Annotated in this window: 13 protein-coding genes and 1 pseudogene; 7 read left to right on the forward strand and 7 right to left on the reverse strand. The window is 70.7% G+C overall.

Translation table 11 applies throughout. The annotated features are described in order from the left end of the window. Positions 1-31 precede the first annotated feature (31 nt). Together LDL49_RS34325 and LDL49_RS34330 are read left to right on the forward strand one after the other, a co-directional pair. Positions 32-433, forward strand: coding sequence for a hypothetical protein (locus tag LDL49_RS34325; RefSeq protein ID WP_225297391.1), 402 nt, complete (start codon positions 32-34; stop codon positions 431-433). Then, a complete protein-coding gene (locus LDL49_RS34330; protein WP_225297392.1) occupies positions 430-2235 on the forward strand; it encodes a caspase family protein in 1806 nt (601 codons plus the stop codon). Before LDL49_RS34325 ends, LDL49_RS34330 begins: the two co-directional genes overlap by 4 nt. 30 nt (positions 2236-2265) lie before the next feature. Here LDL49_RS34330 and LDL49_RS34335 read toward each other — a convergent pair. The 3 genes and pseudogenes from LDL49_RS34335 to LDL49_RS34345 form a co-directional block, all read right to left on the reverse strand. Beyond that, positions 2266-2587, reverse strand: a pseudogene (locus LDL49_RS34335) (response regulator transcription factor). Continuing rightward, on the reverse strand, positions 2584-3477 hold the full coding sequence (locus tag LDL49_RS34340) for a sensor histidine kinase (RefSeq protein ID WP_225297393.1): 894 nt from the start codon (positions 3475-3477) through the stop codon (positions 2584-2586). The pseudogene LDL49_RS34335 and the gene LDL49_RS34340 overlap by 4 nt, the downstream one beginning before the upstream one ends. A gap of 406 nt (positions 3478-3883) precedes the next feature. Continuing rightward, a complete protein-coding gene (locus LDL49_RS34345; protein ID WP_225297394.1) occupies positions 3884-4765 on the reverse strand; it encodes a LysR family transcriptional regulator in 882 nt (293 codons plus the stop codon). A 115-nt stretch (positions 4766-4880) separates the two neighbouring features. Between LDL49_RS34345 and LDL49_RS34350 the strand changes: the two genes are divergently transcribed. From LDL49_RS34350 to LDL49_RS34365, 4 genes are all read left to right on the forward strand, one after another. Beyond that, entirely contained in the window at positions 4881-5765 is an 885-nt protein-coding gene (locus LDL49_RS34350) for an SDR family oxidoreductase (RefSeq protein WP_225297395.1), read from the forward strand. A gap of 131 nt (positions 5766-5896) precedes the next feature. Then, positions 5897-6859, forward strand: coding sequence for a D-alanine--D-alanine ligase family protein (locus LDL49_RS34355; RefSeq protein WP_225297397.1), 963 nt, complete (start codon positions 5897-5899; stop codon positions 6857-6859). After that, positions 6856-8235 (forward strand): UDP-N-acetylmuramoyl-tripeptide--D-alanyl-D-alanine ligase, encoded by a 1380-nt coding sequence (locus tag LDL49_RS34360; RefSeq protein ID WP_225297399.1) that lies wholly within the window; start codon positions 6856-6858, stop codon positions 8233-8235. Before LDL49_RS34355 ends, LDL49_RS34360 begins: the two co-directional genes overlap by 4 nt. Before the next feature lie 83 nt (positions 8236-8318). Beyond that, positions 8319-9011 carry an aspartate/glutamate racemase family protein gene (locus LDL49_RS34365; RefSeq protein ID WP_225297401.1) on the forward strand — a complete coding sequence of 231 codons (693 nt, stop codon included), beginning with the start codon at positions 8319-8321 and terminating at the stop codon, positions 9009-9011. A gap of 30 nt (positions 9012-9041) precedes the next feature. Here LDL49_RS34365 and LDL49_RS34370 read toward each other — a convergent pair whose 3' ends face one another. The 3 genes from LDL49_RS34370 to LDL49_RS34380 form a co-directional block, all read right to left on the reverse strand. Further along, entirely contained in the window at positions 9042-11051 is a 2010-nt protein-coding gene (locus tag LDL49_RS34370; protein WP_225297403.1) for an ATP-binding protein, read from the reverse strand. A gap of 13 nt (positions 11052-11064) precedes the next feature. Then, positions 11065-11352 (reverse strand): hypothetical protein, encoded by a 288-nt coding sequence (locus tag LDL49_RS34375; protein WP_225297405.1) that lies wholly within the window; start codon positions 11350-11352, stop codon positions 11065-11067. Positions 11353-11663: 311 nt separating this feature from the next. Next, positions 11664-12413, reverse strand: a complete 750-nt coding sequence (locus LDL49_RS34380; protein WP_225297407.1) for an SDR family NAD(P)-dependent oxidoreductase — start codon at positions 12411-12413, stop codon at positions 11664-11666. Between the two features lie 93 nt (positions 12414-12506). Between LDL49_RS34380 and LDL49_RS34385 the strand changes: the two genes are divergently transcribed. Further along, positions 12507-13115 carry a TetR/AcrR family transcriptional regulator gene (locus LDL49_RS34385; protein WP_225297409.1) on the forward strand — a complete coding sequence of 203 codons (609 nt, stop codon included), beginning with the start codon at positions 12507-12509 and terminating at the stop codon, positions 13113-13115. Positions 13116-13161: 46 nt separating this feature from the next. Here the strand turns inward: LDL49_RS34385 and LDL49_RS34390 are convergent, their stop codons facing one another. Then, entirely contained in the window at positions 13162-14358 is a 1197-nt protein-coding gene (locus tag LDL49_RS34390; RefSeq protein WP_225297411.1) for an FAD-dependent oxidoreductase, read from the reverse strand. Between the last annotated feature and the right edge of the window lie 21 nt (positions 14359-14379).

The raw sequence follows: 14379 nt of genomic DNA on the forward strand, positions 1-14379 counted from the left end.
GCCTGTAGGTCACGCCACCTGAAGAAGGGGGATGAGACTGATGGGAGGCGAGCTATATATCTATCTGGCTGAGCAGGAGGCCGAACCGGAACGCCTGGCCCGGCTGACCGGGTCCCTGCGCCGGGAGTTGCTCGAACTCGACGTGGAAGACGTGACACCCGTGCGGGCCGGTGCGACCCCGCCTGGAACACGGGCGCTCGACGCCGACATGATCGGCGGGCTCGTCGTCAGCCTGAGCCAGTCGGCCCCAGCGCTCCAGGCGATCACCTTTACCGTCCGTAACTGGCTGACCCGCCGGGACGGGACCAGCCGAGCGGTGCGGATGGAGCTTGATGGCGACGCCCTCGAGCTTTCCGATGCGACGGAGGCCGATCAGGCGATCCTCGTCGACCTCTTCATCGCCCGGCACACCACCACAGGAGACCGGCCGTGACGGGCAAACGCAAGGCCCTGATCATCGCCAATGACCAGTACGAGAATCCCTCGCTCGGTCGGCTCCGCTCACCGGTGGAGGACGCCAAGGCACTCGGCCAGGTACTGGGCGACCCGGAAATCGGTGCCTTCGACGTGCAGGTGGTCCACAATGAACCAGCCCACCTGATCCAGATCCGTCTTGAGGATTTCTTCCAGGACACCAAGCCGGACGATCTCTTGGTGCTGCACTTCTCCTGCCACGGGCTGAAAAGCGACTCTGGAGAGTTGTTCTTCGCCGCCAGCAACACGCTCCCCAACAGGCTCGGCTCCACCGCGGTCCCGGCGGACTTCGTTCGGCGCTGCATGCGCAACACCCGATCCAAGAGCGTCGTGCTGCTCTTGGACTGCTGCTACGGCGGAGCCTTCACCGAAGGCGCGGCGGTCCGTGCGGCCGGAGACGTCAACGTACTCGACAGCTTCCCCACGCAGCGGCCGGGACGCGGTGGCTGCGGCCAGGCCGTCATCACCGCCTCCACCTCGATGGAGTACGCCTTCGAGGGCGACCGGCTCTCCGGAGGGTGCGATCCCCGGCCGTCGGTCTTCACCAGCGCCCTCGTGGAGGGCCTCACCAGCGGAGACGCCGACCGCGACGAGGACGGCGAGGTCTCCCTCGACGAGCTCTACGAATACGTCTTCGACCGGGTACGCGACCAGAACCCGAACCAGACCCCCAGCCGCAGCTTCGACCTGCGGGGCGAGCTGTACCTCGCCCACAGCAGCCGGTGCCGGATCAAGCCGCGACCCGTCCCGCCCGGCCTGCGTGCCGCCATGACCGATGCGAACATCTACACCCGGCAAGGTGCGATCGCCGAACTGCGGACACGGCTCATCAGCGACGATCTCCCTACCGCGGCCGGAGCCCGGGACGCGCTGCAGGAGATGGCCCACAACGACATCGCGCACGTGGCGGAGACCGCACGCGCGGCACTGCGCGATGCCACTGTTCACCCGGTCGAGCACCGGTTGGACTTCGGCCAGGTGGCCCAGAACTCGATGCCGAGCCGGACCGTGGAACTGCTCGGCCCGCCGCTCGCTCGCGCCTGCGCCTTCCAGGCGACCGAGGACCGGATCCACGTCCAGCACAGCGACCTGGGACTGCAGGTATCGCTGGACACCTCCCGTCAGGGCGTCATCCAGGGGAACGTCATCTTGAAAGATCCTGTCAAAGAGGAGATCGTCCAGGTCCACGCCGAGGTCACGCCGGCGGGCGGGCCTCCGCAGCGGATACCGCCGAAACGGTCGGTGCCGGTCGTGCCGACGCAGCGGCAGCCGCCTCCGGACATGTCAGCGGCGCCGCGGGAGCCGCAGGCTGTCCGGCCCATGGCCGCAGTGGGAGCAACACCGCCCGCGGCATCGGAGAAGAACCCGCCGGCCGATTCGAAGGCGATCTGGGCGGTATGCGCCGCCACGGCTTCCGCGGCACTCCTGGTCTGGTTCGCTCTGAAGGTCGTCGAGGTCTTCGACCTGAACGTGCAAGCCGTCTGGGAGGCCGCGGAGGACTTCGACCCGGACCGCCTCAAGCGCAGCATGGCCCCCATATGGACATCACTGGCGGAGATGGGCAAGGTCCTTCTCGGAGGGATGGCCGGGCTTCTCCTGGCCGGCCGAGCGCGCAAGCTGGCTACCGTGTCGAACGACGCGATCTCCACCTCCGGTCACCGTCATGGCGGCCGGCATCTCAACAGGATGGTGATCGCTTATTCCTGGGCGGCGTTCCCCCTCACCTTGCTGGCCGTGTTGATCCAAATCATCGGCAAGTGAATGACCCGTGGGCGGACGGCTCGAACGCGGTCAGAGCCAGCCCGCGTCGCGGGAGATGCGGATGGCGTCGATGCGGTTGCGGCCCCCGACCTTGCTGATCGCGTTGGACAGGTAGTTGCGCACGGTGGCCTGCGACAGATGGACGGCGATCTCGGCGGTGGTAATGCCCGTCCAGGCCCGGCATGTCGATGTCGAGCACCGCGACGTCGGGGCGTACCCGCAGCGCGGCGGCCAGCACCTCGTCCCCGCGCTCGATCTCGGCGACGACCTCCATGTCGTCCTCCAGCGACAGCAGCGCGACCAGGGCGGACCTGATCATGTGCATGTCCTCGGCGATGAGTACGCGGATCACAGGGTTCCCTCGGGTACCTCGACGGACAGCCGGAACCGGCCGTTCCGGAGGGCGGTGGCGAAGGTGCCGGACACGGCGCGGGCCCGCTCGCCCACCCCCGCCAGCCCCGAGCCGGGGGCCGCGACGTCCCGCACACCGTCGTTGACGATCTCCAACCGTACTGTCCCGTTGTGCCGGGACAGCGTGATGGCGCAGGTCTGGGCCTCGCTGTGGCGCAGCAGATTGGTGGTGCCCTCGCGGATCGCCCACGCCAGGGCGTTCTGCGCGGCGCCGGGCAGCGGCGGCAGGTCGGCCACGTCGAGCTCGGTGTCCACCCCGGCGGCGCCGAGCAGGGCCGCGGCGCCCTCGATCTCGGTACGGAGCGACACGGCGTGCTCGTCGCGGGCGATCGCGCGTACATCCCGCAGCGCGTCGCGCGCCACCCCGGTCAGGCTCCCGACCTCGCCGCGGGCGGTGGCGGCGTCTTTGGCCAGCAGCCGCAGGGCCAGGTCACCCTTGAGCGAGATCGCCGACAGGCTCTGGCCGAGCAGGTCGTGCAGGTCGCGCGAGACCCGGACGCGTTCCTCGCCGAGCGCCGTGGCGGCCAGTTCGGTGCGGGTGGCGTACAGCTCGGTCACCAGCCGGACCAGCCGGGCGCCGCCGACCAGCGCGGCGGCGAACAGGGGCGGGACGACCACGGCGTAGATCATCATGGTGATGATCTGCGGGATCGAGCCGCCCGCGACCGACTCCGACTCGAACGTCACGGGGACCATCATGAGCGCGGCGCACACCGGCAACGCCGTCCGCGGGCGCAGCAGCATCACCGTCGAGGCGAGGGCGAAGATGCCCATGGCCATCCAGTTCATGCCGATCCACCACACCGGCACGTACGCGAGCAGGCCCGTCACGGTGGGCAGGGCCGCGGGGGCGCCGGTCGGCGCCTATCTGGAGCGGAACGGTTCGGTCGTCTTCGATGCGGCCGACGCGCTGGAGCAGAGCACTTCCGCCAACGCGGCCGACAGCAACAACGGCACGCACGGCTGGGCGCTGGCTCGTAACGGTCTCCAGGTCGTCCCGCCGGCCGACGCCGACGCGAAGGCGCAGTGGCTGGCGACCTCGGCGGCCCGGGCCGAGGCGTTGTTCAAGGCCGGCCCGACGCAGAAGGTCAACGGGAGCTCCGCGGCGGGAGCACCACCGCGGCTCGCCTTCACCGTCGACATCCAGACCGGTGGCACGTACTACCTGTTCGTCGTCGAGCGGAGCACCATCGGATCCCGCCCCCGCCGGCTCCTCCGACGACCCCAGACCTGCCCACTAGCCGGTGAGCAGCGCCTTGGCGGACCTGCGGAACGCCGCCACCAGGCGGTTGCGGTCGCCGGCCCGGGTCGCCAGCATGACGTGACTCGGCTCGACGCCCTCCAGGGGGATCGAGGTGAGGTCCGGGCGGAGGTTGACGAAGATCGGGCCGGCCGCGATGGCCACCGCCTCCCCGGCGGCGATCGGCTCGAACTTGTCCTCGATGCTGGCGATGAGCGGGCCGCCGGGGGCCGGGCGGCCGTCGGGCCTGGGGTCGATGCGCCAGTACGCCTCCCAGGCCGGGTCCGGGTCGGCCAGCCGGGGGAGCGGCTCGTCGGCGATGTCGTCCAGCGTCACGGACTCCCTGCCGGCCAGGCGGTGGTCGCGCGAGACCAGCAGCATGCGCGGCTCGTCGTACAGGATCGTCACGTCGAGCCCGTCGGTCGCGACCGGCATCCGGGTCACCACCGCGTCCACACGGTGGTCGAGCAGGGCGGAGCGCGGCTCGTTCCAGGCCACGTGTGAGGTGCGTACATCGGCGTCCGGATGCAGGCGGCGCAGCTCGCGCACGGCCGGCGTGATGATGAGGCCGGCCGTGTACCCGATCGTGACCCGGCTGGGCCGAGCGGCGGCACGGGTCTGCGCCGCCGCCTGGGCGGCCGAGCGCAGCAGCGTCTTGGCGCGGGGCAGGAAGATCTCGCCCGCCTCGGTGAGCCGCGTGCCCTGCGGGCTACGGTCGAGCAGGCGGGCGCCCAGTTGCCGCTCGAGGCCGCGGATCTGCCGGCTCAGCGACGGCTGGGTGATGTGCAGGGCCTCGGCGGCGCGGCCGAAATGCCGGTGCTCGGCGACGGCCGTGAAGTAGCGCACGAGCCGCAGATCGAGGTCGGGCGAGTCGGGCATAACCCGCAGCCTACTGCGGTGATGCCTGAAACGTATCGCGCGATGAGGAACAGGCTTTGGACGCCGTACGGCGCCGGCTCCGACGATGGGAACACCGCTCAAGAAGGAGATCATCATGCGGGTTTTCGTCACCGGCGCCACGGGTTTCGTGGGTTCCGCCGTCGTTCGTGAGCTCATCGAGGCCGGGCACCAGGTGGCCGGCCTGGCCCGTACCGACGAGGCCGCCGCCGCGTTGCGGGCCGCGGGGGCCGAGCCCCGTCCCGGCTCGCTCGACGACCTCGCCGGCCTGCGCGACGGGGCCGCCGCTGCGGACGGCGTCATCCACCTGGCCTTCGTGCACGACTTCGCGAACTTCGAGGCCGCCAACCAGACCGACCGGCGGGCCATCGCGGCGCTCGGCGAGGCGCTGGCGGGGTCCGGCCGGCCGTTCGTGATCACCTCGGGCACCGGCCTGCTCCCGCCCGGCCGCGTCGGCACCGAGGAGGACGAGCCGGGGACGCATTCGCCCCGGGGGGCCGCCGAGCAGGTGGCGCTGTCGTTCGTGGAGCGCGGCGTGCGGGCCTCGGTGTTGCGGCTGCCGCTGGTGCATGGGGAGGGCGACCCGGGGTTCGTCGCCACCGCGATCGGCATTGCCCGCGCGAAGGGCGTCTCCGCGTACGTGGGCGACGGCGGCCACCGCTTGGCGAGCGTGCACCGGCTGGACGCCGCCCCCCTGTACCGGCTGGCCTTGGAGGAGGCTCCCGCTGGTGCGCGGCTGCACGCGGTCGCCGAGGAGGGCGTGCCGGTACGCGACATCGCCGGCGTCATCAGGCGCCGGCTCGGCGTGCCCGTGACCGCGATCACCGAGCGGGAGGCGGGCGAGCACTTCGGCTGGCTGGCCGCCTTCCTCACGCTGGACATGCCGGCCTCCTCCACCCTGACCCAGAAGCTGCTGGACTGGCGTCCCGGCTGGCCCGGGCTCATCACCGACCTGGAGGCGGGGCACTACTTCACGGGCTGAGCCCGCGCGTTTTGGTCAGGAACTGGGCAGCGAATGACCTGGGAACTGGTCAGGTGAAGAGCCGATACTCGGCGGGCTGGTCCTACGACGGCCGTTGGCGGTGCCGTCTCCGTGCCACTGAGGAAGGCTGAGTGATCGTGACCGAACGCGTACGCGTGGCTGTGCTGGCGGGCGGGCCGTCCGCCGAGCATGAGGTGTCGCTGCAGTCGGCGCAGGCCGTGCTCGACGCTCTGCCGAGGGATCTGTACGAGCCCGTCCCCGTCATCATCGACCGGCAGGGCAGGTGGCCGGTGGAGCTGCGACGCGATCTGGCGGACGTGGTCTTCCCCGTGCTGCACGGGCCGTTCGGGGAGGACGGCGTCGTCCAGGGTCACCTGGAGACGCTGGGCATCCCGTACGTGGGCTGCGGCGTCCTGGCATCGGCCGTGGCCATGAACAAGGTCGCGATGCGGCGCGCCTTCCTGGCGGAGGACATTCCGGTCACCCCGCACGTGTGGTTCACCGAGCACGAATGGCGCGCTACCGCCGACTACTGGGGTCTGGTGAAGCTGCTCGACTGGCCGATGTACGTCAAACCGGCGAGCATGGGCTCCTCCATCGGCATCTCACGTGTCACCTCCATGGAGGAGCTGCGCGCGGGCGTGGAGCTGGCGCTGGCCCACGACCGGGTGGTCATCGTCGAGCAGGGCGTGAGCGCGCGCGAGGTCATCTGCGGCGTGCTCGGCGGCTACGACACTCCGGATGCCTCGGTGTGCGGCGAGCTCATCGTGCCCGGCGACTGGCTCGACTACGAGGCCAAGTACCTCAGCCAGGCCGAGATCGCCACCATCCCTGCCGTACTGCCAGAACGGGTGGCCGAGGAGGCGCGCGAGCTGTCCCTGCGCGCCTTCCGGGCGATCGGCGGCTACGGCCTGTCCCGCGTCGACTTCCTCTATGAGGAGGACACGGGACGCCTGTACGTGCTGGAGATCAACACCATGCCCGGCTTCACCTCCCGTTCCGTCTACGCCAGGACCTGGGCCGCGAGCGGTGTCCCGTACCCGGACCTGCTGCGCCGCCTGATCGACCTCGCGTTCGCCAGGAGCGGCTCATGATCCCCATGACGCTGGACGAGATCGCGCAGGTCGTCGGCGCGAGCCCGCACGAAGTGCGCGACCCGCGGGCGCCGGTGACGGCGCCCGCGGCGGTCGACTCCCGCGAGGTGGTGCCCGGCGGCCTGTTCGCCGCGACGGTGGGCGCCCACGTTGACGGTCACGACTACGCGGCCGCCGCCATCGCGGCCGGCGCCGTCGCCGTGCTGGCCGCGAGGCCCGTCGGCGTGCCCGCCCTGGTGGTCGAGGACGTCCAGCGCGCGCTCGGCCTGCTGGCCAGGCACCTGCTCGAACACATCAGCCCGACCGTGATCGGCCTGACCGGCTCGGTGGGCAAGACCACGACCAAGGACCTGCTGGCCCAGCTGCTCGAACGGCACGCCGCGACGGTCGCCACCGACAGGTCGTTCAACAACGAGCTCGGGCTGCCGCTCACCGTGCTGCGTGCCGATGCCACCACCCGATACCTGGTGCTGGAAATGGGCGCGGGCCGGAAGGGCGACCTGACGTACCTGACCGGGCTCGCGCCTCCCCAGATCGGGCTGGTGCTCAATGTCGGCACCGCCCATGTGGAGCGTATGGGAGCCGGGCGGGCCGACGTGGCCGAGGCCAAGGGCGAGCTGGTCGAGGCGCTGCCGGCGGAGGGGTTCGCGCTGCTCAACGCCGACGACCCGTACGTCATGGGCATGGCCGGCCGTACCAGGGCCCAGATCCTGTTGTACGGCAGGTCGGCGCGGGCGCGGGTGCGAGCGGAAGGCGTACGGATGGGCGACCGGGCGCGAACCGCGTTCGAGCTGGTGACGCCCTCGGGCCGTGCCCCGGTCGAGCTCGACCTCATAGGCGAGCACCAGGTGAGCAACGCCCTGGCCGCCGCCGCGGTCGCCACCGCGCTCGGACTGGGCGTCGCCGAGATCGCCGATGGGCTGAACACCGCACGGCGGCGCTCCGTGGGCCGGCTGGAGATCGTCGAACGACCTGACGGCATCACCATCGTCGACGACGCCTACAACGCCAACCCCGAATCCATGCGGGCCGGGCTGCGGGCGGTCAAGGCCCTGGCCGGCTCGCGTCGCACCGTCGCCATACTCGGCGCGATGGGCCAGCAGGGCGACGCCTCCCGCGCCCGGCACGCGGAGATCGGCCGGCTCGTCGCCGACCTCCGCTTCGACGTGCTGATCACGGTCGGAGCAGGGGATCCGCTCGCGATGGCGCAGGCAGCGCGGTCCTCGAACCAGGTCGGGGCCGTCCACACCGCACAGGACGTGGCCGGGGCTCTCCAACTGGCCACCGCGCTCCTCGAACCGGGCGACGTGGTGCTCGTCAAGGCCTCCAGCGAGATCGGGCTCGGCGCCTGCGCCCGTGCGCTGGCCGGCGCCTGACAGCCGGCTGAACGGCTTTTGGTCCTCTGAATGAGCAGGCACTCGATCTTGCTTGCCCGCACAAGCTGGCGAAACGGAGTTTCATGCGCACTATCGGTCTTATCGGCGGGCTGAGCTGGGAATCGACGGTGATCTACTACCAGATCATCAACCAGCGGGTACGCGAGCGGCTCGGCGGCAGCCATTCCGCCGACAGCCTCATCTGGTCGGTCGACTACACCCGTGTCGAGGACCTCATCTTCGCCGACCGCTGGGACGAGGTGAGTACATTGCTGACCGGTGCGGGCGGGAAACTGGCGGATCTCGGCGCCGAGATCCTGCTCATCTGCAGCAACACCTTCAGCCGGGTGAGCGACGACGTGGAGCGGGCCGTGAGCGTGCCCGTGCTGCACATCGCCGACACCCTGGGCGCCGAGATCCGCGCCAGGGGCATGCGCAAGGTCGGTCTGCTGGGCACGCGGTTCACCATGGAGGAGCCCTTCTACCGGGATCGGCTGGCCGCCCACGGCTTCGACGTGGTCGTCCCGCGGCGTGAGCAGCGGGAACTGGTCCATAGCGTGATATTCGACGAACTGGTGCGCGGGGTGCTCCGGGAATCGTCCAGGGACGCCTACACCCAGATCATCGATGATCTGGCGGACGACGGCGCCGAAGGCGTCATCCTCGGCTGCACGGAGATCGAGCTGCTGATCAGTGAGAAGGACAGCGCCATCCCGGTGCTGCCGAGCGCTCGGCTGCACGCGGAGGCGGCGGCCGGCTTCGCGCTGGCCGACTGACACCGCGGCGCCGGCACGATGTGTGGCGGCTCAGGGGGATCGGTACGCCGGTGCGTCGGTGCCGTACAGCTCCCGGTGCCACAGGTCGGCGCAGAGGCGTTCGATGCCGGCCGTCAGATGGCGGCGGTAGGTGCTGAAAGGGATGCCGAGTCGTTTCGCCGCCAGTTCCTGGGTGGGCGTGCTGCTGAGGAACGTGACCGACAGCGCCCGATGGAACTTGACCGAGCGCGGATCCTCACCCAGGCCGTCGATCGCCTGGCGGAGCAGGTCACCCAGTGCCGTGGCCGGGTTCTGCCCGGCTCGCTCGGCGATCAGCCTGGTGCGCGTCAGCGGGGAAGCGGCCAGCCCGTCCAGCCGCGACAGCTGACGCACCGCCCCGCGTACCGCCTCGGCGAACTCCGCCTGCGACAGCACCGCCAGCCCCGCCGTCGCGGCACCCGGTCCGCTGGCGGGCCCGTGGCTCATCCGCTCCAGCCACGCCTGCGCCGGCACCGCGCGCCAGTCATGAACGAACAGGGTGTACGCGGCATCCCCCAGCCGCGGCTGCTCGGAGCCGGCACGCATCCCGTGATGCGGTAAACGCTCCACCCACGCTTGGTTCGGATGCCGTACCGCGACATATGAGCAGGCCATCCGCTCGGCCCGCAGGCAATTGCCGATCACTCGCCACCAGATCAGCTCCATCGCCGGCGAGTCTCCGCGATACGGCGGCAGCATCCATTGCCGGCTGACCGCCACATGCTCACCGGCGCGCAACGGCGCGGTGGCCCGCGCATGCGCCCATGCCGTGGCCACGATGGGATCCGCCGTCAGCTCCTCCTCATCGAATTCCGCCAACCGCAACCACGCGGAGAGGGCCACGGGCTCGCCGGTTTCGGTCCGCCGGTACAGCCGGAACGCCTCCGGCTGCCGTTCCGCCCAGAAGGCGGCGCAGCCGGCGGACGCCGCGCCCTCGGCCGCCGTCACCATCCGGAGCAACGCGCCGATGTCCTCCTCCCGCAACGCCTCTTCCTGGAACTCGTCCTCGTCGTGGCGGCCGTGGAAATCGGCCGGCGCCCCGTTGCCGCGACGCAGGTAGAGCAGTGCCGCCACGGCGCCGAGCAGGTCCCCGTCGCTTGCCGTGCGCACCCTGTCCGCCAGATGCGCGTGAACGCGCTCGTGCATCGCCGCGTACCCCTTCGGATCCCGCCATCGCAGGTCCGCCTCCAGCACCTCCCGCACCACGTCATGCGGAGACAACCCGAGACGGCTCGACTCCACGAACGGCAAGCGCCGCAACCACCGGAACAACGTCCCGGCGTCCTGCGGCAGGACCGCCCGCAGCAGGTCCTCCGTGGTCGTGTACGCGTGCGCGCAGATCTCCAGAGCATGCCGATGCGCCGCCGAAGGCACCTCGCCCACCAGCTGATCCAGCAACGTGGCCACCACGTCCTGACCCGGCGTCCACCGCCTGCCCTTCACCGCCGAGGCCGCTCCCAGCAGCAGCGCCAGCGGATGACCACCGGCGAAGGCCGACAGCGGCTCACGCGACTCGGCCGACACCCCGCAGGAGTCCATCAGGGCCAGCGAATCTCCGGCCGGCAGGTCGCCCAGCGGCAGTATCTCCAGCGCCCCCGCCCATCCCGGATCCGTCCGCCACCGCGGATCGGGCGGGTAGCGCCCGGCGATCACCACCAGCGCCCCCACGGGCACCCGCGGCAGGAACCGCTCACGCAGCCAACCCTCCAAGCCCTGCACGCAGTCGAAGGAGTCGACCAGCAGCACCGCCCCCGCATCACGGAACACCGGCTCCGCCTCGGCCTCGAACGCCCCCGGCGACGGCTCCGGCATGTCCCCGTCCACCATCGACACCGGCCGCCCCGCCACCGCGGCCTCGTGCGCGAACCGCCGCAACAAGGCCGACTTCCCGATGCCGCCGGGACCGTGCACGTACAGAACGCTGCAGCCGCCGCCGTACAACGCCGCGTGGAAAACCGCGAGCTCTTCCTCCCGCCCCACGAACGCCATCTCCCGCGCCGCTTGCAGGCGCCATCCCAGCAATCCAGACTTGTTGTCACTCCCCGGCGACATACCCCTGACCCCTCTCCGAACGCCCGGTCGATACCGCTGCTGGTGGACCCGGACCTGGGCTTACATCTGGGCCCCGTAGGGCGCCGTCGGTGAGGCCGGTGAGGTCCTCGGCGGGGAATCGCAGCCGTAACGCCCAGCGGCAGGCCCATTCGCGGGCGCGGCCGGGATGGCGGAGGAACGCCGCCGGCAGCAGGAGCACCGCCAGCACCAGCGTGACCGCGGCGAACAGCCGGTCGCGGGGCCGAGGTGGGATCGTGCGTGGCTCGTTCATGTCGAACCAGGATTGGCGCCGAATGTGCGCGCGTTGTCAGCCGTATGTCACCGTTTGTCGACGGCGGCGACCGCAGGCGCATCGGTGACACAACCATGACACGGCGGGGACACGGGCGGTCGACAGTGGACGGGGCCGGCCGGCGGTCCCGCCCGAGGCCGCGAACGCCTCGGGCGGGTCGGCAGCGCCGGTGCGGCTCAGCGCTTTGGGCCGATACCAGATGGCGATCCCGGCGCCCATGTGACGCCAAGCCGTCTCCAGTCAGCTCGCTGACGCGGCCAACTGGCAGGGGTCGGACAGAACGACACCCGTTAGATGTGCACTTCGCCCCCGTCGACGACCAGGTTGGCGCCGAGGAAGAAGCTGCCCTGGTCGGAAGCGAGGAAAGCCACCACATTGGCGACCTCGTCCGGGCGTCCGATCCTGCCGAGCGGGATCGCTGCGGCGAAATCTGACTTGCTGACGGGCGTGTCCTCCGTCCCGACCACGCCGTCGAGCCCAGGTGTGTCGATGGTGCCCGGGGAAATCGCGTTGACCCGGATGTTCCGGTCCTTGAGCTCGTTGGCCCAGGTCCGGGCGAAGGACCGGATCGCCGCCTTGGAGGCCGCGTACGTGCCGAACGCCGCGACACCGTCACCGGCGCGCACCGAGCTGTTCAGGATCACCGACGCGCCGTCGTTGAGCAGCGGCAGCGCCTTCTGCACCGTGAACAAGGTGCCCCGGACGTTGACGCCGAAGGTCTCGTCGAAGTGCCCCTCGGTGACCTGCTCCAGCGTCGCGAAGGACGCGGCGGCGGCGTTGGCGAACAGCACGTCCAGGCCCCGGCCCCGAGCCCGGACCGCGGCATAGAGTCGGTCCAAGTCGGCCAGGTCCGATATGTCCCCCGGCACGGCGGTCACCGCCGCCGGGCCTATGCGCTCCACCGCCGCGTCAAGGACCGCCTTTCGGCGGCCGGTGATGAATACGTGCGCGCCCTCGGCCGCCAGCCGAATGGCGGCGGCCAGGCCGATCCCCGTTCCGCCGCCGGTGACGACGGCGGTCTTGCCTGCCAACTGCCCCATGCTTCCACCTCTATAGATATCTGTACCGATCGGTGCTGAAAGGGAAGATAGCAGTTCAGCACCGTTCGGTACAGAAGAGGTATGATCGATCGCGTGAACACCCAGGGGAAGGCGCCGATCGGCCGGCCACGCGGCTTCGACGCCGAGAAGGCGCTCGACCAGGCCATGCGTGTATTCTGGGAGCAGGGCTACGAGGGCGCCAGCCTCACCGACCTGACCAACGCGATGGGCATCAGCCGCACCAGCATGTACGCCGCCTTCGGTAGCAAGGAAGACCTGTTCCACAAGGCCTTGCGGCGTTACACCGACGGCCCTGCCGCGTACGTCCCGCGGGCCCTGGAGGAGTCGACGGCGCGGCAAGTGGCCACAGCGTTCCTCAACGGTTCCGTCCGGGCCACCACCAGTGCCGGCTGTCCCGCCGGCTGCCTCGGCGTCCAAGGTTCCCTGGCGGCGGGCGAGGCCGGTCGCAGCGCCCGGGATACGCTGGCGGCCTGGCGCGACAACGGCATCTCGCTCCTACGGGAGCGCTTCCGGCGGGCCGTCGAGGAGGGCGACCTTCCCGCGGGGACCGATCCCGGCCTGCTCGCCCGATACCTCATGGCCGTGGCCAACGGCATCGCCGTTCAGGCCGCCGGTGGCGCCACCCGCGACGACCTGCACATGGTGGCCGACATGGCCCTGCGGCACTGGCCGCCCACCTGATACGAACAACTCCTGGACTCGTTACCGGCCCGCTGGTGCCTGGCGGTCAGGATGGCTGGACTTCGTCGAAGAGGGCGAGGGCTTCGGTGGGGTCCGGGCTCACGAGGCGCTCCAGACCGGCCTTCGTCATCTCCGCGAACCTGCCGGCCCGTACCCACATCTGTTCCTCGAAGGCGCGGACGGCCTTGTCCAGATCGCCGGGGCCGGGGGCGGCGGCGATGGACTCGGCGAGTTCGGCGCCTTCCAGCATCGCGAGGTTCGCGCCCACCCCCAAGGGAGGCATCAGGTGGGCGGCGTCGCCCAGTAGCGTCACCCCGGGGACGTGGGCCCAGGTATGGGACACGGGCAGAACGTAGAGGGGGCGGTGGACGAAAGCGGTGCCGTGGCGGAGCAGGTCGAGGACGGGAGCGGCCCAGCCGTCGAACAGGGCCAGCAGGCTCGATCGCATGGCCTCGACGTCGGCCAGGTCCAGGCCCGCGTCCAGGTCCGCCTCCATGTCTGCGTCCATGTCCGCGCCCCGGTCCAGGCCCATATGCCGGTCCGGGTTCGTGTGCCAGTCCAGCGGCGCGCGGAACTTGGCGTACACCTTGACGTGGCCGCCGCTGTTGCGCTGGGCGACCAGGGAGCGGTTCGCGCCGTACACGGCCATGGAACCGTCGCCGATCAGCCGGGCGAGGTCGGGGTGGCGGGTGTCGACGTCGTCCAGGGAGGTCTCGATCGAGGTGACGCCGGTGTAGTGCGGCGTCACGGACGAGAGCGCCGGGCGGACCCGGGACCAGGCGCCGTCCGCGCCGACCACGAGGTCGAACGTCTCCTGTCGTCCGTCCGCGAAACGGACCAGCGCGCCATCCGGGGTCCCCGGCACCACCTCCGTCACGCCCCGCCCCCACTGAACGTCCAGGGGGCCGAGCAGCAGGTCACGGAGTTGCCCGCGGTCGATCTCGGGATTGGCCCGTTCATCCGGACGGGGTTGCCAGTCACGCAGGACGGTCCCGTCCGTGTCCAGGATGCGCATGGCCTGCCCCTCGGGACGGGACAGGGCCTGGAAGTCCGCCAGCAGCCCCGCCTTGTCCAGCGCGACCTGGCCCAGCCCTTCGTGCAGGTCCAGCGTGCCGCCCGGGGGGCGTGCGTCGGGGGCGGGATCACGTTCGAGGATGGTGACGGGGTGATCGTGGCGGTGCAGGACGCGGGCGAAGGTAAGGCCGGCGGGGCCGCCCCCAATCACCGCGATACGGTGTCTCATGTCGATATACTGTATTTGACT

It is taken from the genome of Nonomuraea aurantiaca (assembly GCF_020215705.1).
Taxonomy (GTDB): Bacteria; Actinomycetota; Actinomycetes; order Streptosporangiales; family Streptosporangiaceae; genus Nonomuraea; species Nonomuraea aurantiaca.

Excerpts from the sequence above, each read along its gene's own strand:
- LDL49_RS34390 (WP_225297411.1), bottom strand. The coding sequence starts at position 14,358 with ATGAGACACCGTATCGCGGTGATTGGGGGCGGCCCCGCCGGCCTTACC.
- LDL49_RS34375 (WP_225297405.1), bottom strand. The coding sequence starts at position 11,352 with ATGAACGAGCCACGCACGATCCCACCTCGGCCCCGCGACCGGCTGTTC.
- LDL49_RS34365 (WP_225297401.1), top strand. The coding sequence starts at position 8,319 with ATGCGCACTATCGGTCTTATCGGCGGGCTGAGCTGGGAATCGACGGTG.
- LDL49_RS34325 (WP_225297391.1), top strand. The coding sequence starts at position 32 with ATGAGACTGATGGGAGGCGAGCTATATATCTATCTGGCTGAGCAGGAG.
- LDL49_RS34380 (WP_225297407.1), bottom strand. The coding sequence starts at position 12,413 with ATGGGGCAGTTGGCAGGCAAGACCGCCGTCGTCACCGGCGGCGGAACG.
- LDL49_RS34360 (WP_225297399.1), top strand. The coding sequence starts at position 6,856 with ATGATCCCCATGACGCTGGACGAGATCGCGCAGGTCGTCGGCGCGAGC.
- LDL49_RS34350 (WP_225297395.1), top strand. The coding sequence starts at position 4,881 with ATGCGGGTTTTCGTCACCGGCGCCACGGGTTTCGTGGGTTCCGCCGTC.
- LDL49_RS34345 (WP_225297394.1), bottom strand. The coding sequence starts at position 4,765 with ATGCCCGACTCGCCCGACCTCGATCTGCGGCTCGTGCGCTACTTCACG.